Source organism: Kineosporia mesophila (assembly GCF_021129235.1).
GTDB lineage: Bacteria > Actinomycetota > Actinomycetes > Actinomycetales > Kineosporiaceae > Kineosporia > Kineosporia mesophila.
Map to the genome: position 1 here is coordinate 62,593 of NZ_JAJOMA010000004.1, position 18,691 is coordinate 81,283.

Below are 18,691 nucleotides of genomic sequence, written 5' to 3' on the forward strand. Positions count from 1 at the left end.
CGAGGGGAAAATCGTGCGCATTCGTCTCAAGCCGGGGTTCCGGCGGGCCTGGCGGGATCCGGCCACGTTGCAGATCGGGCTCTCCCGGCGACGGGGCACCGTGATCACCGGCCTCACCCTGCAGGACATTCCCCTGGTCGAGGCTCTTCAGCACGGTATCGACACCTCGGTGCCCGGATCGCTGTCCTCGTACGGCGATCCCGAGCGGGGCGGCGCCCTGATCGGACTCCTGCGCGACTGCGGGGTCCTGGTGTCGTCCGCGTCGTCCGGGCCCGGTCTCCCCGGTCCGGCCCGCCTGGGGCGGGCCGGTGCGCGGCTGGCTCCCGATGCGGCCGTCTGGTCCGTGGTGCACCCGCACTGCGGCGACGGCTGGCAACTCCTCGCCGGCCGGGCCGACCGCCGCGTGGTCGTGCGCGGCGCGGGGCGGCTGGGCAGCTCGATCGCCGCCACCCTGGCCGCGGCCGGGGTCGGCACCGTCGTGGTGCAGGACCCGGGCCGGGTCACCGCCGCCGATCTGGCCCCGGCCGGAGCCGGTCTGCCCGACCTCGGCCGCCCGCGGATCGCAGTCGGCCAGGACCTGGTGCGGCGCGCCGGCGGGCACTCCCCGCAGCCGGGCAACCCAGGCACGCGACCGTCCGCCCGGCGCCCCGAACCCGATCTGGTCGTCCTCGTCGACCACGGCACCGCCGACGCCACCCGCGCCGACGCCCTGATGAGTGCAGACGTCTCCCATCTCTCGGTGGTGGTGGGTGAGGACGGCGTCGTGGTCGGTCCCCTGGTACTTCCGGGCGCCAGTCCCTGCCTGCGCTGCCTGGACCTGCACCGGAGAGATCGCGACCCGGCCTGGTCCGCCCTGGCCGGCCAGCTGCGCAACCAGGGTGAGACACCGCAGGAGTCGGCGAGCTCGGCCCTGGCCGCCGGGCTGGCGAGTCTGCAGGTCCTGGCCCACCTGGACGGTCTGGCCGAGCCCGCCGCCGTCGGCGCCACGCTCGAGGTGGAGCTGCCCGACGGCCTGGTCGCGCGCCGTCCCTGGCCGGTGCATCCCGGTTGCGGTTGCTCCTGGCCCGGAACCGCGGACGATGCGGACGCGCGCGCTACCGCACGAGAAGGGAGAATGTGACAGTGACAGATCTGCCGCGTCGCGCGGTCACCCGGACGGCGAAGCTGGCGTCCCTGCCGTTGACCGCTGCCGGGCGTACCGCTCTGGGACTGGGTAAGCGTCTCGGTGGGAAGCCGGCCGAACTGGTCGCGGCCGAGATGCAGGCCCGCACCGCGGAGCAGATGTTCCGCGTGCTGGGCGAGCTCAAGGGCGGGGCGATGAAGTTCGGCCAGGCCCTGAGCGTCTTCGAGGCCGCGCTGCCCGAGGAGGTCGCCGGGCCCTACCGAGCGACCCTGACCCGGCTGCAGGATTCCGCTCCCCCGCTGCCGGCCGCCACGGTGCACCAGGTGCTGGCCGAGCAGCTGGGCCCGCGCTGGCGCACCAGCAAGTTCCAGAGCTTCGACGACCAGCCCGCGGCGGCGGCGAGCATCGGTCAGGTGCACAAGGCCGTCTGGCGCGACGGCCGGCCCTGCGCGGTGAAGATCCAGTATCCGGGGGCGGGGGCGGCCCTGATCTCCGACCTCAATCAGGTGACGCGGGTGGGCCGGATCGCGGGCGGCTGGATCCCGGGCCTCGATGTGAAGCCGATCCTGGACGAGCTCAAGGCCCGCATGGTCGAGGAGCTCGACTACACGCTCGAGGCCAGGACCCAGGCGAAGTTCGCGAAGGCATTCCGGGGCGACCCGGTGTTCGCGATCCCCGAGGTCCTGGCCAGCAGCGAGCACGTGATCGTCAGCGAGTGGCTCGAGGGTGTGCCGTTGTCGAAGCTGATCTCCTCCGGCACCCGCGAGGAACGCGACCTGGGCGCCCGCCGCTACCTGGAGTTCCTGCTGGCCGGCCCGGCCCGCGCCGGGCTGCTGCACGCCGACCCGCACCCGGGCAACTACCGCCTGCTCGACGACGGTCGTTTCGGGGTGCTCGACTTCGGCGCGGTCAAGCGCCTGCCCCAGGGCATGCCGCCGGAGATGGGGCGCCTGCTCACCCTGGCCATGGCCGGTGAGTCGGAGGCGGTGGTCGCGGGCCTGCGTGAGCTCGGCTTCATCAAGTCGTCCATCACGATCGACGGCGACGCCCTGCTGACCTACCTGGCCCCGTTCCTCGAGCCGATCCGGCACTCCCGCTGGCGCTTCGAGCGGGCCTGGATGCGCTCGCTCTTCACCTATATCAACGATGTCCGGCGGCCGGACTGGACGATGGGCCTCAAGCTCAACCTGCCGCCCGAGTACCTGCTGATCCACCGGGTCTGGCTGGGCGGCATCGCGGTGCTCTGCCAGATCGACGGCGACGTGCCGGTGCCCGAGGTGCTCGAGCAGTGGCTGCCGGAGTTCGACGCCGGGGCCTACGAGCTCGATGACGAGCTCGACGGCGACCTCGATGACAACGAGGTCGCGCGCGACTGAGCCGTACGGGTACGCACGGGCACTGCAGTGATGCGCACCACATCGTCCTTTCGCAACCGGCCACGCCGGGCATCCGTCGAAGTACTGGCGGGTGTCTGTTAACTCTTGCCCCCGCACGCCACACCCCGGGCCCGAGCCCGCCGCACCTGACCGTGCGTGAACCCCGGCCCAGCCGTACCGGGATCTCTCCGGCCACCCACCGGCCGACCTCGCACTCCCTGCTACCAGCGCCGTCGGCCTTCCGGGAGACATCACGGAGCGTTGCGAACGGCTGGGGAGAACGCGGTTCCACGGGTTAACCGACCCTCCAGTTTTCGAGACGCCTATCCCGTATTCTGAGATTAATCAGCATCCCCCGCACGGCCCACGGATACATCCAGATGTCGTGCAGATATCCGCCGGGACAGCGAACCGTCATCCGCGCGTTACGCGAAATGCGTACCCTGAACCCATGAATGGCTCACTGCGTTCAGAGACCCGGATCGCCGAATCCCAACCTGCCGGTCTGGCTGCGATTCCCTCGCAGTCCGGCACCCACACCCACTGCCGAACCTGCCTCGCGCCGGCTCCGCAAGCCCTGTACCGCGTCGTCGGAGCCTGGTCGGTGATCAACGGCGTTGCTCTCTGGGACTGCGAAACCTGTGCCCGGGAGCGGATTCTGGAGATCGAAGCCGGCCAGGACGTACGCCGCAGCCGACGCTGACCAGCCCTGACCCACACCCGTAGACCACACGTACCCCCGCACCGCCGGTAGCTCAGGCCGCTCCCCTCACCCGGTCGGGAGCGGTACCGGCATCACCTGTGACCCACCACGCCACAGGCGTGACCCGGTCGACGGCGAATATCTCGGACCCCCCGTAGATGATTGCCTGACGTACATTTCCTGAGCGCCCGTCACACCATTTACCAGGCCTTATCCGGAGCACCGGCCGGACGATCATTCCCGAACGCGGTTCATTCCACGTTCAGGTAGACGAAGCCTGGCCCCTCGTCGCGGTAGGTGACGCCCAGTCGCCCACAGACGTCGGCCAGGGCCGGTCTCCACGACCCGGTCACGCCCGGGTCCGCCGCCTCGAAGCCGTGGTCCGCGGTGAGCAGGAAAGTCACCTGCTGCCGCAGTCCGATGGCGTCCAGGTGAGCCAGAAAAATGCCCAGCCGCCGGTCCGCATCGCGCAGGCTGTTGCGCGCGATCGGTGAGCGCGGCCCTCCGGCGTGATGCCCGGCATCCGTGACGACGGTCGACCACCAGGTCAGGTACGGGGCCGTCGCCGGATCGGCCCACTCCCGCAGCACCTGCGCGAGCCCGGCCTCGTCGACCCGGGTGGCCCAGGCGAAGTAGCGGTCGTCCAGATGCGGGCTGCCGGTGGCCGGGGGCAGGAAATCCGTGACGGAACTGCCCGGCGTATCGCCCAGGGCGCGGACGACCTGCATCGTCGACGTGGTCGCGCCGCGGTCCACCGCCTCGTTCACGCACACGCTGCGGCTGCCCGGCCGCGCCCGGGCGAGACGCTCGAACACCGTGCGCACGCCGGGCCGCAACCATTCGGCGCTGCGGTGCCAGGTGCTCTCGTCGTTCGCGTTGATGCGCTCGCCCCGGGCCCGGTCGTAGAAGACGTTGCCGAGAACGCCGTGGCGCCCGGGGCCGACGCCGGTCAGCGCGGTGGTGTGATTGCACAAGGTCACACTGGGGAACTCGGCCACGGCCCCACCGGTCAGGGCGGAGCCGTCGGCCAGCAGTTCGGCGACGGCCGGCAGCTCGCCCTCGGCCGCCAGGGCAAGTAGCTCCGAGCTCGGGGCGCCGTCCCAGAGCAGACCGACTACGCGACGGGAGGGGACCTCGTCCATCATCTCGACCGCCTGACCCTCGAAACCCTCGAGGGCTCCGGGATCATCGACCCCGGCCAGACGCAACAGCGTCGGGGCGACGTCGATCATCCGGGCGTACCCCGGTACCCGACCGGCCGGCGGGATGCCCGCACCGGAGAGCAGGAACGGCGCCCGGGACTGGATCACGTCGAGCGAACCGTGCTCACCGGCGTGCCCACCCTCGTCCGGGAAGAAGTGTGAGGGCGTGTGGATCACGACGAGATCCGGACTGCGATCGGCGTCGGCGAAGAACGACAGCAGTCGCCGGGCCGGTTCGGGATAGGCATTGGACGCGTTCGGCGGCGAGGGGTTCGCGCGCTCCCGGTCGTAGGGCAGGAAGGCGAGCGGGTCGGTGACGGCCAGCGGGTCGGACCCGGCGATCACCTCGTGCCGCTCCCCCGTGAACAACCGCACCACACCTCGCTGCCCGTGCACCACGACGGTCCCGGCCGGTTCCGGATAGGCCACGAGGTCGACGATGTGGGCCAGGTGCGGCCGGGTGAGGGCCTCGGCGATCTCACGTGCGCTCATGGCAGGTGAGATTAGGTGGCAAACGCCGAACGGGGGCTGACCACCCCCTCCGATGGTCAGCCCCCGTCCGAAGTCCAAGACGTGGTGAAGAGTCCTGGCGTTGCTTCACTGATACAGGTCAGTGGCGAAAATTTCCGGCGACTACCGGACCGACCCCACCCGGGCCGTCGTCGCCTTCGTCCACGGTGCCCGCTTCGTGCGGCGGCGGGCGCGCTTGGCCACGCTGACGTAGCGCTCGTCGGCGGCGAGTGCCCTGGCCTCGTGGTGCTGCAGTTTCATCAGTTCGAAGTTGTACAGGCTGGCGTGCATGGCAGTTTCCCCCTGGAAACGAAAAACATTATGTGAGTAAAACTTCGGGTGCTCGGGGCGGGCGGCCGCCGGATCCGGAGATCAGGCAGCCACCACGACCTTCCGCGGCCGGCCCCGGGGGCGCTTGCGCGCGACGACCACGCCGGCGACGAAGAGCTCGCCACCCCAGACGCCCCACGGTTCGTTGCGCTCCAGCGCGCCGGCCAGGCATTCCTGCCGCACCGGGCAATCGCGGCACAGTGCCTTCGCGTGCTCCACATCCGTCGGAGACTCGGCGAACCAGAGCTCCGCGTCGAACACCCGGCAGGGCATCTCGGTCGAGGTCTCGTCGATCTCTTCCACCAAGGCGTCGAGCAAGGCGGTGAGCTGCACGGGTTTCATCCCCCTCGGGTTGTTCCCCCGGTTACGGCCGGGAGCTGTTTCATCTTTCGCTGAATTGGAGTTGAGATTGGACGTTCTGCTCATCACGGAAACCTGAAAACCCTTGTCAGACAACGAAAAAGCCGTGGACCCCGATTGGGGTCCACGGCTTTTTCGCGAGGCCGGAAGCGGCGTATGCCTATCCGGTGCCATCGCTGGCCTGTGACCCGTAAAGGGGCTTGAAGAAATCGGAGGACGGTCGCACGGCGGCCAGACGGCCAGCCTTGGCGGCAGCAGCCCCACTCATGGCGCCGGCCCAGGAGGAACCCAGGGACAACGGAGCGGGCTGCAGGCAGACTGCACCCGTGTTCACGAGTTCAGTCGCGCCGACGTGATACCGGACCTCATTCAGCGATGAGGACACGGACGCGGCTTTGCCCTGGACGGCGACGGTGGCGGCGGTGATCCGCATGTCAATCGTGGTCTTCACGTGTCGCCACCTCCTGCTCTAGTCCCGGGCCGACCTTCTTCAGGCCTGCCGTGGTGCGATTGTTGTCACTGACAGGACAACGAGATCGAGAGTAGACGCCCCCGTGCCTGGCGGACAACGTATTTAATGGCGAATACTTCGCGGCACCCACCCGAACGGGTCAGTAGGTGGTCCTTTGTCCTTGCCGCGCAAGACTTTTAGAAGTTCCAAAAAAGTTTTGAGAGTGCGTGGTCAGGCTCTGCGCAACCTCTGCCGGACCTCTGGTCTCAGCTGCGGTTGGCCGCGATCAGGATGAGGAAAAGCACCGGGAGCGCCCCGAAGCACATCAGCAGGCCCAGCCGGGTGGGTACGGGCGCGGGGGTCACGTCGGGGTCCCGGCCCTTGTTGCCCAGCCGCAGCAGCAGCGACGCGGCGACGAAACCGACCAGCGGCACCAGCACGCCGTACCGGAGGAAGTCGGGGTTGTTGCCGGTGGTCGCGAACCCGATGAACTGGACCGCCATGATCACCAGCGCGGTCACCCCGAAGACCACGAAACCGCGTAGCCCGCTGCCCAGACGGGGCAGCAGATTCGGCTGGATCGCCCGGTTGTGGGCGTCCGCCCCCTGGATCTCGGCCTCGTCGATCAGCTGGGCCACCCGGCCCAGGTCGGTCTGCGGCTCCACGTGCCCCTCGGGCCGGGTGCCGGCCTCCGGCGGGAACTTCAGCTTCGCCTTCTGGGCGAAGGCCGACAGGTGGTAGCGCTGGTTCTCCAGACGGGCCACCAGCTCGTCAGCGTGCTCGGACATCTCGGCGGCGCCCTCGCGGATGCCGGCCGTGCGGGCGTTCTCCTCGGCCCGCACCGAGTCCAGCCGGCGCGCGTACTCGGCGTACTCGGCCCAGCCCTGCTGCGGGGACGACGGCGGCATCAGGCGAACTCCTCGCTGTAACGGCCGGGCGACACGAACGGCACGATCAGGTCCTCGCGGTCCTCGTGCCGGTCGATCAGCAGGGCCCGGTTGTGCCGGGGCTGCCAGCGCAGGTTCGCCCGGCCGAGCAGGAGGCCCACCTCGTTGCCCTTCACGTTCAGGGCGACCAGGCCGGCCACGTCGTCCTTGCCCGTGGACCCCAGGTCGTCGCTGAGACGCCGCACGCCGCGCCACCAGCCGAAGATGTGCACCCCGGAGGCCGGGCCCTCCCGCAGGATCGTGCGGAAGTCGTCGATACCCGCGGCCCGGCCGGGCTTCTTCTGCCGGAGCGAGGAGGCGGCCGCGTCGGCGCCGTAGACGAACAGGTAGTTGGGCCGCATCCGGTCGGGCGGGGTGTTCGCGAACTTCCGCAGCAGCTCGCGGTACTCGGGCAGGCGCAACATCTCGGCCCGGTGCCCGGCACGCTGCAGCCGTTGCTCGAGGATGAAGACGTCTTCCTCGGCCGACCCGATCAGGCTGACCAGGTGGAAACTGGCCTCGCCGGGCTCGTGCTGCTGGGCCAGGCTGATCGCGGCCGAGGCGAGCACGTCGGCGCCGACCGCCGAGGTGCCGAGCACTCCCAGGTGACGGCCGGGTGAGGAGTCGAGCGGGAAGCCGGCCGACGACAGGCCCACGTCGACCTGGCGGCCGACCAGCGCGACCTTGCGGCGGCGGCCGGTGGCGCGGCGCGGGGGCGGCGGGGCCTCGTCCACCGAGTACTCGGCGTACCCGATGAAGACCGCGGGCGGCGGGGAGCCGGGGGTGCGCATTTCCCACATCCGGTGCCGCAGCGCGTGCAGGCTGGACGCGTCCGCGTCGGGGAACCGGGCCCGGCGGTTGGCGCTGGCCACCCCGGCGGCGTGGTTGAGCACGACCTGGCCGATCGGCAGTGCGGCCGCGGCGTCGTTCATCGCGTTCAGGATGCCGCCGCCCCCCGACAACGCGACCCGCATGCCGAACTGCCCGAACACCGACGTGCTCTTGCCGAAGAGCGACTCGATGCCGGAGACCGACTGGCTGGCCATGATCAGGTGGATGCCGTAGGACCGGCCCTTGCGGGCGATCTCCTCCAGCAGGGCGACCGAGCGCTTGGCCGTGTCGTCGGTGCCCTTGAGCAGCACGTGGAACTCGTCGATCACGGTGAGGATGCGCGGCAGCGCCACGTCGGGCCGGGAGGTGCGCAGCTGGGCCAGGTTGGTGACGCCGGCCTTCTTCATCGCGGCGGCCCGGCGGCTCATCTCGCGCACCAGCTCGGCCAGTACGGCCAGGCCGTACTCCCGGTCGGACTCCACCCCGACGGTGCGCGCGTGCGGCACCCAGGTCGGGTCGATCTCGGTCGGGATGAACTCCGAGAACGACACGCCCTCCTTGAAGTCCAGCAGGTAGAGCGCCAGCTCGTCGGGTGAGTAGCGGGCGGCCAGGCCGTAGAGGATGTCGAGCAGGAACACCGTCTTGCCGGAGCCGGTGCGGCCCGCGACCAGCCAGTGCGGGGTCTGGTCGTCGAGCGAGACCACCGCGTCGCCCCGGCCGATGCGGCCCACCAGCGTGGTCAGCCCGGTGATCGACGACTCGGTCCAGAGTCGCTCGGGCACCAGGTCGTCGAACAGCAGCGCGCCGTCGGACTCGGCCTTGGCCGCGACCCGGCGGCACAGCTCGTCGATCAGGCCGGGCGGGGGCGGGGAGTCGAGTGTGACCGTGGCGTTGAGTGCGCGGCCCTCGGCTCCGAAGCTCTCCAGCGGCGGGTCGCCGACCCGGAAGTGCCCGTGCGAGGAGGGGTCGGCGGTGATCATCGTGGTGCGTTCCAGCGGCACGGCCTTGTCCCACGCCGACCGGGACCGGCTCGGGCTCCCCCAGCCGGTCAGCAGCAGGTGCACGCGGGCGGCCGGGCCGGCGTGCGAGAGGGCCGCGATCCGGGAGTAGTCGCTGCGGGTGCAGCTCGCGGGCAGCGCGGCGGTCACCACGACGAGTACGTCGGGCGACGGGTTCAGGCCCGCCTGCACCTGTTTCACCTGTTCCTCAGCCTCGGTGAGCAGCTCGCGGAACTCGTCCAGGTCGCTGACTGGCTCGTTCATCACGCCGGCGGGCACCAGCGGGTGGAACGGTGCCAGGGGGGCGCCGAGGGCACCCCCGTCGACGGCGAGCAGGCGCAGCTGACCGGCCGGGAAAGCCGCCACCAGCCGGGTGATGATGCTGCGCAGGAGCCCGGCGACGGCCGGGTCGCGGGCGTCGGTGTCGATCGCGATGTGGCCGACCCCGGTGAACGGGACGATCACCGGGAACCCGACGCCGGGCAGGGGCTGCGCGTCGCCGATCCGGATCATCGCCGGGTCGCCGGCCCGGGCGGAGTGCTCCAGGGGAAAACGCTGCTCCCCGATCACCGCCCAGGGTGCCCCCAGCCACTGCGGGGCGGCGTCAGCCGCGGCCCGCTCCAGCCGGGCCGCCAGCGCGGTCTGCTGCTGGGCCGACTCGGCGCTGTGCGTCGACTCCGCCTCGAGCCGGTCGAGACGCTCGCGCACCGCATCGAGCAGCCCCTCGGCCTGCCGGTGCGTGTTGACGGCCCGTCCGAACAGCGTCTTCGCGCTGACCACCGAGTGATCCTCCGAAATGTGACCGTACCGAGCCCAGGTGTGCCCAAGTGTCACGAACCACGATAGGCGGTACGGCGATCACCGAGCACCCGGAAGTGGCGCTAAGCGGACTCCCACGGCGCCCCGGACAGCACGGACAGCACGTCGTCCCCCCATTTCTGCAGCTTGACGGCCCCCACGCCGGGCACCCGGGCGAGTTCGCCGGGCTCGGACGGGTTCGCCTCGGCGATGGCCATCAGCGTGGCGTCGGTGAAGATCACGTAGGCGGGCACCCGGGTCACCTCGGCGGCGGCCGCGCGCCAGTCGCGCAGGCTCTGCAGCGTCTGCTCGTCGTACCCGGTCGGGCAGGACGAGCAGCGGCCGACCTTGCGCTCCACCGCCCCGGTCAGCGACCGGCCGCAGATCTTGCACAGGGCCGGCGGCGGGCGGTGCGCGGCGGCGGCCCGGGCCTCCTGCGGCTCGCGCACCTTCTGCGCCCGCCGGGAGACGGTGTCCGCACCGGCCTCGGGGAACAGTCCGTCGAGGAACCGCGAGGGGTTACGGCTCGCCCGGCCCCCGGGGTTGCGCGACCGGGCCCAGGACAGGTGCAGGTGCTCGCGGGCCCGGGTGATGCCGACGTAGAACAGCCGGCGCTCCTCCTCCACCGCGTCCCAGTTCTCGGCGAACGAGATCGGCATCAGGCCCTCGGACACCCCGATCAGGAAGACCGCGTCCCACTCCAGGCCCTTCGCGGCGTGCAGCGAGGCCAGCGTGACGCCCTCGACGGCCGGGGCGTGCTGGGCCGAGGCGCGCTCGTCCAGCTCGGTCACCAGGTCGGAGAGGGTGGCGTCGGAACGCGCCGCCTGCATGTCGTCGGCGAGCGCGACCAGGGCCTGCAACGACTCCCAGCGTTCGCGCACCCCACCGGCCTGGACCCCGGTGGGGGCCGCCGGCGTCCATCCGCAGTGCGACAGGACGTCGCGCACCGACTCGCCCAGGGTGCCGTCGCCGAGCCCGCCGCGCGCCGAGCCGCGGATCAGCATGACCGCCTCGCGCACCTCCTTGCGGGCCCAGAAGCGCTCGCCGCCGCGCAGCACGTAGGCCAGGCCGGCGTCGGCCAGAGCCTGCTCCATCTGCTCGGACTGCGAGTTGGTGCGGAAGAGCACGGCGATCTCGCGCATCCGCACTCCGTCCTCGAGCAGCGCGCTCACCTGCTTGACCACGGCCGCAGCCTCCGCGGCGTCGTCGTCGTGGCTGCTCAGGCGGGGTGCCGGGCCGGCCTCGCGCTGCGAGCGCAGTTCCAGGGGGGCGGGGCCGGAGGTCTTCACCCGGCGGGCGAGCAGCCGGTTGGCCAGGGCCACGATCTGCGGGGTGGAGCGGTAGTCGCGTACCAGACGCACCACGGTGGCGTCGGGGTAGGTGTGCTGGAAGGTCATCAGGTGCTCGGGCGAGGCGCCGGTGAAGGAGTAGATGGTCTGGCTGGGGTCGCCGACCACGCACAGCTCCTTGCGGTCGCCCAGCCACTGGCTGAGCAGGCGCTGCTGGAGGGCGGAGACGTCCTGGTACTCGTCCACCACGAAGTGCCGGTACTGGCCGCGCACCTCGTTCGCCACGTGCGGGTAGCTCTCGATCAGCCCGGCCATGAGCAGCAGTACGTCTTCGAAGTCGATCACGCCGCGGTCGGTCTTGGCCTCTTCGTAGACCTGGATCAGCCGGGAGACGCTCTCGACGCCGAAGCCGCCCGGCTCGCCCCGGCCGGCCGTGCGGGCGGCCTTGACGTAGCTCTCGGGAGTGAGCAGCGAGACCTTCGACCACTCGATCTCGGCGGCCAGGTCGCGCACGGCGGCGCGGTCGACGGTGAGCCGCAGGCGGGACGCGGCGTCGGCGACCATGCGGGCCTTGTGCTCGAGCAGTTCCGGCGGGCGGCCGCCGATCACGCGGGGGAAGAAGTAGCCGAGCTGGCGCAGGGCCGCGGCGTGGAAGGTGCGGGCCTGGACGCCGCCGACGCCGAGCTGGCGCAGGCGGGTGCGCATCTCGCCGGCCGCGCGGGCGGTGAAGGTGACGGCGAGAACCTGCTGCGGTTTGTAGACGCCGGAGTGCACGCCGTAGGCGATGCGGTGGGTGATGGCGCGGGTCTTGCCGGTGCCGGCCCCGGCCAGTACGCAGACCGGGCCCCGCACGGCGAGGGCGACCTCACGTTGTTCGGGGTCCAGCCCGGCGAGCATGCCGTCGGCGCCGTGGGCTGGGTTGGTCATCGGTGCAGTCTCTCAGCCGGGCCCGGCCACCGGGAACACAGCCCCGGGTGGCGATGTTGAGAGCTCGACGAGTTAGGCGAAGGACCTGAGGAAGGTTGCGATGGAGACCCCGGCACCCGGCACGATCACCATGTTCAGCACCACCTGGTGCGGCTACTGCAATCGGCTGAAGAAGCAGCTCGACCGTGATGGCATCGGCTACACCGAGGTCAACATCGAAGAGGTGCCCGACGCCGCCGAGTACGTGATGTCGGTCAACGGTGGCAACCAGACCGTGCCGACCGTGGTCTTCCCGGACGGCAGCGCCGCGACCAACCCCTCGCTGGCCGAGGTCAAGTCGCGCCTCGTCCCGACTGCCTGAGTCCCCTGACTCTTCGGGAGCTCGCCGAGCACGTCGTCCGGCAGCTGATCGCGCTGTCGGGCGACGGCCGGCGGCTGCGCCTCGGCGTGGACGGGCCGGTCGAGGCGGACACCGCCCGGCTGGCCGACGCGATCGCGCAGGAGCTGGAGAACAGCGCCGTGCCGGTCGCCCGGGTGAGCGCGAAGGACTTCCTGCGCGGGCGCTCGGTGCGGCTGGAGTACGGGCGCGAGGACCCGGACGCGGTCTACGACCTGTACTACGACTTCCCGGCGCTGCGCCGGGAGGTGCTCGACGCGTTGCTGCCGGACGGGCGCCACACCTGGCTGCCCCGGTTGCGCGATCCGCACACCGACCGCTCGGTGCGCACGCCCCCTCAACCCGCTCCTGCGGGCACCGTGGCCGTCGTGGACGGCCGGTTCCTGGCCCGCGACGACATCCGCGAGGCGTTCGATCTGGTCGTGCATCTCGACGTCTCGGTCAATGCCTTAGGACGCCGGTTACCTCCGGAGGAGGCCGCCCGCGTCACGGGTGCGTGGTCGCGGTACCTGGCGGACGCCGAGCCGGCGAAGCACGCCGATCTCGTCGCCCGCTTCGATCATCCGGACCGGCCCGCCCTGCGGCCGTGAGCGCGAGGTGACAACCTCGTCTTCAATTCGTGTCACCAACCCGAGGGGTCATCGGGAATCGCCGCGCCGTACCAGTTCTCGATGAGCCGCCGGGCGATCGACACGGCCGGGGGCAGCACCAGCGTGCCTGCCTTGATGTCGGCCTGCAGCTCGTCGCGGCTCCACCAGCGCGCTTCGGCGATCTCCACCTCGTCGACCTTGATCTCGCTGCCGAGCGCCCGGCCGTGGAAACCGAGCATCAGGGACGACGGGAACGGCCAGGGCTGGCTGCCCCGGTACTGCACCTCCCCGACCACCACACCGGCCTCCTCGGCCACTTCCCGGCGGACCGCGTCCTCCAGCGACTCGCCCGGCTCGACGAACCCGGCGAGCGTCGAGTAACGGTTCTCCGGCCAGCTCGCCTGACGGCCCAGCAGCAGGCGGTCATCCTGATCGGCGATCGACATGATCACCGCGGGATCGGTGCGCGGGTAGTGCTCACGGAGGCACTCGGGGCACTGCCGGACCCACCCGCCCTGCGCGACACCGGTGGCGGCGCCGCAGTTCGAGCAGTGGGTGTGGAAGGTGTGCCAGGCCGTCAGCGCGACCGCGGTGGTGAAGATGCCCGCGCCGGTGTCGTCGAGCAGCGAGCCGACCTCCCGCAGCGAGGCCCAGCGCACTCCCTCGGGCACCGCCGGGCGCTCGGACACGGACAGCGCCAGGTAGTCGCGACCGTCGCCGTCGGTACCCAGGAAGAACTGCTGGCCGTCGGTTTTCAGGTTCAGCACGGATTCCACGGGCCACAGCAGCACGGTCGGCGCGTCGGTCACCGCGGTCTCGCCCTCGTGGAACAGCGCGACCCGGGTCCGGGGGTCGTCGAGCAGGCTGTCGATCAGGCCGGGATCCGCCCGGCGGTGGGCCGCCCGGTCGAGCGTGGAACGGGACAGGGCGAGACGCTCCAATGACATAGCCGCACCCTAATCGGGATCCGCGGTTACGGTGGTCGGGTGCCCTCCCGATCGCCCCTCTCCCTGGCCGCACTGGCCTCGGCCGCCGTCAACGGCCTGGAACCGATGCGCACGCAGACCCTCGACGCCACCGCCGACGACGTCGACACCGCCCTGATCGAGGACAATCTGAGCCGGCACTGGGTGGTGCGGGCCCCGCGCACCGACGTGGCCGGGATGCGCCTGGACGCGGAGTCGCAGCTCGTCGGCAAATTGCGCTCCTGGGTGCCGTTCGGCCTGCCCGAGGCCGAGGGTGTCGCCCCGCTGCGCAACGGCGGGCGCGCCCTGGTGCACCGCCGGCTGCCCGGACGGGCCGTGCGTCCTCTCGAACTGCTGCACCGCCCGGCCCTGGCCGCCTCGTACGGCGAGGCGATCGCGGCCATCCACAACCTGCCCACCCACCTGGCCGAGGAGGCCGGGATGCCGGTCTACACGGCCGAGGAGTACCGGTTCCGCCGGCTGGCCGAGCTCGACCGGGTCGCGGCCACCGGCCTCACCCCGGTGCGGCTGCTGACCCGCTGGGAACACGCCGTCGAAGAGGTCGGCGCCTGGCGTTTCGTGCCCTGCGTGGTGCACGGCGACCTGGCCGGCGACAACGTGCTGGCCGAGGGCGAGAAGGTCACCGGGGTGATGGAGTGGTCGGAGACCCGGGTCGCCGATCCCGCCGACGACCTGGCCTGGGTCTCGATCGGCGCGACCGAGCCGGCCATGCGCCCGGTCTTCGCGGCCTACACCGCCGCCCGCAGCGAACCGGTGGACACCGACCTGGTGCGCCGCGCGCGGCTGTCCGGCGAGTTCGCGATCGCCCGCTGGCTGCTGCACGGCGTGCACAGCAACGACGCGGGCATCGTGGACGACGCCGTCCAGATGCTCGCCGACCTGGAGGCCGGAGTCGGTGACGAACCCTGGTGAGAGCCTGCGCCTGGCCTCGCTGAACCTGTTCTCCGGGCGCACGGCCCAGGGGGTCGCGGCCGGCACCGAGGCATTGTCCGCGGCGGCCGTGACGCTCGACGTCGACGTGCTCGCCTGCCAGGAGGTCGACCTCGGCCAGGCCCGCTCCGGTCTCGACCACACCTCGGTTCTGGCCGCGGCCCTGGACACCCGGTGGGCCCGTTTCGAGCCGACCGTCCTGGGGACGCCCGGGGAGACCTGGGTGCCCTACTCCGGCGGCCCGGTGGACGGGCCCGCCTACGGAATCTGCCTGATCTCCCGCATTCAGGTGCTCACCTGGCACACGCTGACCATGGAACCGGCCCGCGGCCGCTTCCCCCTCCCGGTGCCCGGCCGGCCCCCGCGCCTGGTCTGGCTGAAGGACGAGCCCCGGGTGGCACTCGCCGCGCGGCTCGCGAACGGCGTCACCGTGGTGTGCACCCACCTGTCGTTCGTGCCCGGGGTGAACGTGCGTCAGCTGCGCCGCCTGCGGACCTGGGTGGCGGAGTTCGCCGACGGCCCGGTGGTGGTGCTCGGCGACCTCAACCTGCCGCCGCTGCCGGTCCGGGCCCTCACCGGCTGGACGCCCCTGGTGAACACGCCGACCTTTCCCGGGTGGCGGCCGGGTGTGCAGCTCGACCACGTGCTCGGGGTGGGCCTGCCGCCCGGCACCCGGGCCCGGGGAGCGGGCGTCGCGGACCTTCCGGTGGGCGACCACCGTGCCGTTCGGGTAGTTCTCGACCTGCCGGGCTGACCGTTCCCGGGTGAGTTTCGGCCCTGGCGGGGTCTTTGCCCGGCCGTTCGACATGCTCTGACATCGTTCTGACAGTGGCCGTGATCCGGGCGTTCAGACCCGGTGGGTAGGGTTGCCGATATGACATGGCTTGTGACCGGTGGCGCCGGGTACATCGGCGCGCATATTGCCCGCTGCCTCGAGGAGTCCGGGCGGTCCGTCGCGGTCCTGGACGACCTCTCGACCGGAGTACGGGGTTTCGTCGGCTCCGGGACGCGGTTCCACGAAGGCTCGATCCTCGACCGGGACGCGGTGCGGGCGGCTCTGACCGAGCCCGACGGCACCCCGATCACCGGCGTGATCCACTGTGCGGGCTTCAAGTACGCGGGCGAGTCGGTCAAGCGGCCGCTGCACACCTACACCCAGAACGTGCAGGGCACCCAGGTGCTGCTCGAGGTGATGGCCGAGGTCGGCGTCGAGAACATCGTGTTCTCCTCCAGCGCAGGCGTCTACGGCACACCGGACGTCGAGCTGGTCACCGAGAGCACCGCCACGACGCCCGAAAGCCCTTACGGCGAGAGCAAGCTCATCGGCGAGTGGCTGCTGCGCAACGTCGGCCGGGTCTCCGGCCTGACCCACACCTCGCTGCGGTACTTCAACGTGGTCGGCTCGGGTCACTCCGACATCTACGACGTGAGCCCGCACAACCTGTTCCCGGTGGTGCTGAAAACCCTCACCGAGGGCGGCATCCCACAGGTCCGGGGCAACGACTACGCGACGCCCGACGGCTCCTGCGTGCGCGACTACGTGCACGTGCAGGACATTGCCCTGGCCCACGTCGCGGCGGCCGCCCGGATGGAGGCCGGCCAGGACATCGAGCGGGTCTACAACCTGGGCAGCGGCAGCGGCGCCTCGGTGCTCGAGATCATGACCGCGGTCGCCAAGGTCACCGGTATCGCCTTCGAGCCGAAGATCGTCGACCGGCGCCCGGGCGACCCGGCGCGGATCGTGGCCGACGGCCAGCTGGCCCAGCGTGACCTGGAGTGGGACACCCGGCACAGCCTGGAAGACATGGTCGCCTCCGCCTGGGCGGCGTGGCAGTCGGTCGCCAGGTAACCAAAGACGACGCGCACACCTGGGGTGCAGCCCTGTACCCCAGGTGTCGTTGCGTAGCAGGGGTTTGACGGAAAGTCGGCCTTGTCATCAGTTCCCTGGGACTGGTTCCCGCAGTGCGGCATTTTGTCGGAGTCTCAGGGCAGACTGTGCGTATGGAGACCGGCCCACCCAAGGCGCACCGTAACGATCCCGGCGTGATGCAGCGCCTGCTCACCACGCCCGCACGTTGGGCGGTGGTCGGGCTGTCCGACAACCGCGCCCGCCCCGCCTACGGTGTCGCACGCTACGTGCAGAACCTCGGCATGCGCATCGTGCCGGTGCACCCGAAGGCCGGGAAGGTGCACGGCGCCACCGGCTACCGCACGCTCACCGAGGCCACCGCGGCCGTCGGCCCGATCGACGTGGTCGACTGCTTCGTCCGCAGTGAACTGGTGGGCGATGTGGTGGACGAGGCGATCGCCGTGGGCGCGAAGGCCGTCTGGCTGCAGCTCGGCGTGATCGACGAGGCCGCGGCCGCCCGCGCGAGCGCCGCGGGCCTGAAGGTCATCATGAACACCTGCCCGGCCATCGAGGCTCCGAGACTGGGAGTGGCATGAGCGACGACAACTACTGGTCACCCGACGAGGCGGCCGGCCGTCCGCGCCGGCGCCCGGGAGATCAGCAGAACCCGCAGAACCCGCGGGGTGCCCGGCGGGACGAGTACCCCTACGACCAGGACAACGACGAGGTCGGCGACATGTACCGCCAGCACGGCGGCGCCGACCCGCACGCGCAGTACGGGCAGTACGTGGACGAGCACGACGAGGCTTACGGACGCGGTGGTGTCCCCGGCGGTCCGGGCGGCGATGCGTACGGGGCCAGGTCGCGGGGCGCGGACGACAGCGGCGCCGGTGCTCCTGGCGGTCGCGGTCCGGGCGGTCCGGGCGGTCCGGGCGGTCGGGGTCCCGGTGGCCCGGGTGGTCGTGGGCCGGGTGGCCCCGGCAGCCGGCCGTCGGCGGTGGGCACCGGCCGCAGCCTGCCCCGGCCGAGCGTGAAGCTGGTGGTGCTGATCGTCGTGGGTCTGCTCATCGCCTACCCGATCATTCTCGGGTTCACGGCCTGGTCCAGCCTGAACCGGGTCGACGCGATCGAACCGGCGCACCAGGACTCGAAGCTGGAAGACACCCCGGGCCGTACCTACCTGGTGGTGGGCAGCGACGCCCGTGACGACCTGAGTGCCGAGGAGAAGAAGGAGCTCGGCACCGGCTCGGTCGCCGGGCAGCGCACCGACACGATCATGCTGCTGCACGTACCCTCCGGCAGCGGCCCGACGGTGCTGATCAGCGTGCCGCGTGACTCGTACGTGCCGATCCCGGGCCACGGCAGCAACAAGATCAACGCCGCGTACTCCTTCGGCGGGCCGACGCTGCTGATCCAGACCCTGGAGAACGTCGGCGGCGTGAAGATCGACGAGTATGTCGAGACCGGCCTGGGTGGCTTCGCCAACATCGTCAACGCGATCGGCGGCGTGGAGCTGTGCCCCCAGCGCAACATGAAAGACGCGAAGGCACACATCAACCTGAAGAAGGGCTGCCAGCAGATGGACGGGAAGACCGCCCTCGGCTACGCCCGCGCCCGGTACAGCGACCCCAAGGGTGACCTCGGCCGCGTCGAGCGGCAGCGCGAGACCCTGGCCGCCATCGCCAAGAAGACTCTCTCCCCCGGCACACTGATCCAGCCCTGGCGGGCCATCCCGGCGGCCAAGGCCGGCGGCGGGGCCCTGACGATCGACGAGAACACCGGCCCGGTCGCCCTGACCAAGTTCGTCCTGGCGATGAAGGCGGTCTCGGGCAGCGAGGGCATCTCGATGACCGTGCCCATCGGCAACGTCGACTACCGCGTCAACGGCATGTCCGCGGTGAAGTGGGACACGCAGAAGGCCCTGCAGATGTTCGCCGCCCTGAAGAGCGACGACACCTCAGCCCTCCAAGCCCTGGCCGACGAGCAGAAAGACAAGTAAGCCGGAGGTACTCAGACCGAACGGACCACGGCCGCGGGTGCTGGCAGCCCCTCACCAATCCTCCGTGATCATGCAACCGTTCCCCGGGGAAGTGGGGGTACCTCCCGGCCGGAGGC

The 18,691-nt window shown here is 71.1% G+C and carries 18 protein-coding genes; 10 read left to right on the forward strand and 8 right to left on the reverse strand.

All coding sequences use genetic code 11. The features are described 5' to 3' along the window. Nucleotides 1-13 precede the first annotated feature (13 nt). From LR393_RS06910 to LR393_RS06920, 3 genes are all read left to right on the forward strand, one after another. Nucleotides 14-1,120, forward strand: coding sequence for a ThiF family adenylyltransferase (locus LR393_RS06910; protein WP_231482421.1), 1,107 nt, complete (start codon nucleotides 14-16; stop codon nucleotides 1,118-1,120). A gap of 2 nt (nucleotides 1,121-1,122) precedes the next feature. After that, on the forward strand, nucleotides 1,123-2,499 hold the full coding sequence (locus LR393_RS06915) for an ABC1 kinase family protein (protein ID WP_231482423.1): 1,377 nt from the start codon (nucleotides 1,123-1,125) through the stop codon (nucleotides 2,497-2,499). A gap of 451 nt (nucleotides 2,500-2,950) precedes the next feature. After that, nucleotides 2,951-3,202 (forward strand): hypothetical protein, encoded by a 252-nt coding sequence (locus LR393_RS06920; RefSeq protein WP_231482426.1) that lies wholly within the window; start codon nucleotides 2,951-2,953, stop codon nucleotides 3,200-3,202. Between the two features lie 251 nt (nucleotides 3,203-3,453). Here the strand turns inward: LR393_RS06920 and LR393_RS06925 are convergent, their stop codons facing one another. The 7 genes from LR393_RS06925 to LR393_RS06955 form a co-directional block, all read right to left on the reverse strand. After that, complete coding sequence (locus tag LR393_RS06925; RefSeq protein WP_231482435.1) at nucleotides 3,454-4,896, reverse strand: alkaline phosphatase family protein; 1,443 nt, start codon at nucleotides 4,894-4,896, stop codon at nucleotides 3,454-3,456. Between the two features lie 141 nt (nucleotides 4,897-5,037). Continuing rightward, nucleotides 5,038-5,205 (reverse strand): hypothetical protein, encoded by a 168-nt coding sequence (locus LR393_RS06930; RefSeq protein ID WP_231482436.1) that lies wholly within the window; start codon nucleotides 5,203-5,205, stop codon nucleotides 5,038-5,040. Nucleotides 5,206-5,286: 81 nt separating this feature from the next. Beyond that, on the reverse strand, nucleotides 5,287-5,517 hold the full coding sequence (locus LR393_RS06935; protein ID WP_231482904.1) for a WhiB family transcriptional regulator: 231 nt from the start codon (nucleotides 5,515-5,517) through the stop codon (nucleotides 5,287-5,289). 247 nt (nucleotides 5,518-5,764) lie between these two features. Then, on the reverse strand, nucleotides 5,765-6,055 hold the full coding sequence (locus LR393_RS06940) for a hypothetical protein (RefSeq protein ID WP_231482437.1): 291 nt from the start codon (nucleotides 6,053-6,055) through the stop codon (nucleotides 5,765-5,767). Nucleotides 6,056-6,321: 266 nt separating this feature from the next. Further along, a complete protein-coding gene (locus LR393_RS06945; RefSeq protein ID WP_231482438.1) occupies nucleotides 6,322-6,963 on the reverse strand; it encodes a hypothetical protein in 642 nt (213 codons plus the stop codon). After that, complete coding sequence (locus LR393_RS06950; RefSeq protein WP_231482439.1) at nucleotides 6,963-9,590, reverse strand: FtsK/SpoIIIE domain-containing protein; 2,628 nt, start codon at nucleotides 9,588-9,590, stop codon at nucleotides 6,963-6,965. The genes LR393_RS06945 and LR393_RS06950 overlap by 1 nt, the downstream gene beginning before the upstream one ends. A 101-nt stretch (nucleotides 9,591-9,691) precedes the next feature. Next, nucleotides 9,692-11,824, reverse strand: a complete 2,133-nt coding sequence (locus LR393_RS06955; protein ID WP_231482440.1) for an ATP-dependent DNA helicase UvrD2 — start codon at nucleotides 11,822-11,824, stop codon at nucleotides 9,692-9,694. A 100-nt stretch (nucleotides 11,825-11,924) separates the two neighbouring features. Here LR393_RS06955 and LR393_RS06960 point away from each other — a divergent pair, with 100 nt between their 5' ends. Further along, complete coding sequence (locus tag LR393_RS06960) at nucleotides 11,925-12,185, forward strand: mycoredoxin (RefSeq protein WP_231482448.1); 261 nt, start codon at nucleotides 11,925-11,927, stop codon at nucleotides 12,183-12,185. An 86-nt stretch (nucleotides 12,186-12,271) separates the two neighbouring features. Beyond that, nucleotides 12,272-12,811 carry a nucleoside/nucleotide kinase family protein gene (locus LR393_RS06965; protein ID WP_231482449.1) on the forward strand — a complete coding sequence of 180 codons (540 nt, stop codon included), beginning with the start codon at nucleotides 12,272-12,274 and terminating at the stop codon, nucleotides 12,809-12,811. 32 nt (nucleotides 12,812-12,843) lie between these two features. Here the strand turns inward: LR393_RS06965 and nudC are convergent, their stop codons facing one another. Continuing rightward, nucleotides 12,844-13,758: an NAD(+) diphosphatase gene (nudC, locus tag LR393_RS06970; protein WP_231482451.1), complete on the reverse strand. Its 915-nt coding sequence runs from the start codon at nucleotides 13,756-13,758 to the stop codon at nucleotides 12,844-12,846. Between the two features lie 39 nt (nucleotides 13,759-13,797). On the opposite strand from nudC, the gene LR393_RS06975 reads away from it, so the two are divergent. The 5 genes from LR393_RS06975 to LR393_RS06995 all read left to right on the forward strand — a co-directional run bounded on the left by LR393_RS06975 (nucleotide 13,798) and on the right by LR393_RS06995 (nucleotide 18,575). Beyond that, entirely contained in the window at nucleotides 13,798-14,709 is a 912-nt protein-coding gene (locus tag LR393_RS06975; protein WP_231482453.1) for a phosphotransferase, read from the forward strand. Further along, nucleotides 14,693-15,481, forward strand: coding sequence for an endonuclease/exonuclease/phosphatase family protein (locus tag LR393_RS06980; RefSeq protein ID WP_231482457.1), 789 nt, complete (start codon nucleotides 14,693-14,695; stop codon nucleotides 15,479-15,481). Before LR393_RS06975 ends, LR393_RS06980 begins: the two co-directional genes overlap by 17 nt. Nucleotides 15,482-15,601: 120 nt before the next feature. After that, nucleotides 15,602-16,576 carry a UDP-glucose 4-epimerase GalE gene (gene galE / locus LR393_RS06985; protein WP_231482460.1) on the forward strand — a complete coding sequence of 325 codons (975 nt, stop codon included), beginning with the start codon at nucleotides 15,602-15,604 and terminating at the stop codon, nucleotides 16,574-16,576. A 152-nt stretch (nucleotides 16,577-16,728) separates the two neighbouring features. Next, entirely contained in the window at nucleotides 16,729-17,172 is a 444-nt protein-coding gene (locus LR393_RS06990; RefSeq protein ID WP_231482462.1) for a CoA-binding protein, read from the forward strand. After that, the gene (locus LR393_RS06995; protein ID WP_231482465.1) at nucleotides 17,169-18,575 is read left to right on the forward strand and encodes an LCP family protein; all 1,407 of its coding nucleotides are present in this window, start codon (nucleotides 17,169-17,171) and stop codon (nucleotides 18,573-18,575) included. The genes LR393_RS06990 and LR393_RS06995 overlap by 4 nt, the downstream gene beginning before the upstream one ends. Nucleotides 18,576-18,691 lie beyond the last annotated feature (116 nt).

What these genes read in the sequence shown, in the direction of transcription:
- LR393_RS06995 (WP_231482465.1), top strand. Translation starts at nt 17,169, where the DNA reads ATGAGCGACGACAACTACTGGTCACCCGACGAGGCGGCCGGCCGTCCG.
- LR393_RS06920 (WP_231482426.1), top strand. Translation starts at nt 2,951, where the DNA reads ATGAATGGCTCACTGCGTTCAGAGACCCGGATCGCCGAATCCCAACCT.
- LR393_RS06960 (WP_231482448.1), top strand. Translation starts at nt 11,925, where the DNA reads ATGGAGACCCCGGCACCCGGCACGATCACCATGTTCAGCACCACCTGG.
- LR393_RS06990 (WP_231482462.1), top strand. Translation starts at nt 16,729, where the DNA reads ATGGAGACCGGCCCACCCAAGGCGCACCGTAACGATCCCGGCGTGATG.
- galE (WP_231482460.1), top strand. Translation starts at nt 15,602, where the DNA reads ATGACATGGCTTGTGACCGGTGGCGCCGGGTACATCGGCGCGCATATT.
- LR393_RS06945 (WP_231482438.1), bottom strand. Translation starts at nt 6,963, where the DNA reads ATGCCGCCGTCGTCCCCGCAGCAGGGCTGGGCCGAGTACGCCGAGTAC.
- LR393_RS06935 (WP_231482904.1), bottom strand. Translation starts at nt 5,517, where the DNA reads ATGCCCTGCCGGGTGTTCGACGCGGAGCTCTGGTTCGCCGAGTCTCCG.
- LR393_RS06930 (WP_231482436.1), bottom strand. Translation starts at nt 5,205, where the DNA reads ATGCACGCCAGCCTGTACAACTTCGAACTGATGAAACTGCAGCACCAC.
- LR393_RS06955 (WP_231482440.1), bottom strand. Translation starts at nt 11,824, where the DNA reads ATGACCAACCCAGCCCACGGCGCCGACGGCATGCTCGCCGGGCTGGAC.
- LR393_RS06925 (WP_231482435.1), bottom strand. Translation starts at nt 4,896, where the DNA reads ATGAGCGCACGTGAGATCGCCGAGGCCCTCACCCGGCCGCACCTGGCC.
- nudC (WP_231482451.1), bottom strand. Translation starts at nt 13,758, where the DNA reads ATGTCATTGGAGCGTCTCGCCCTGTCCCGTTCCACGCTCGACCGGGCG.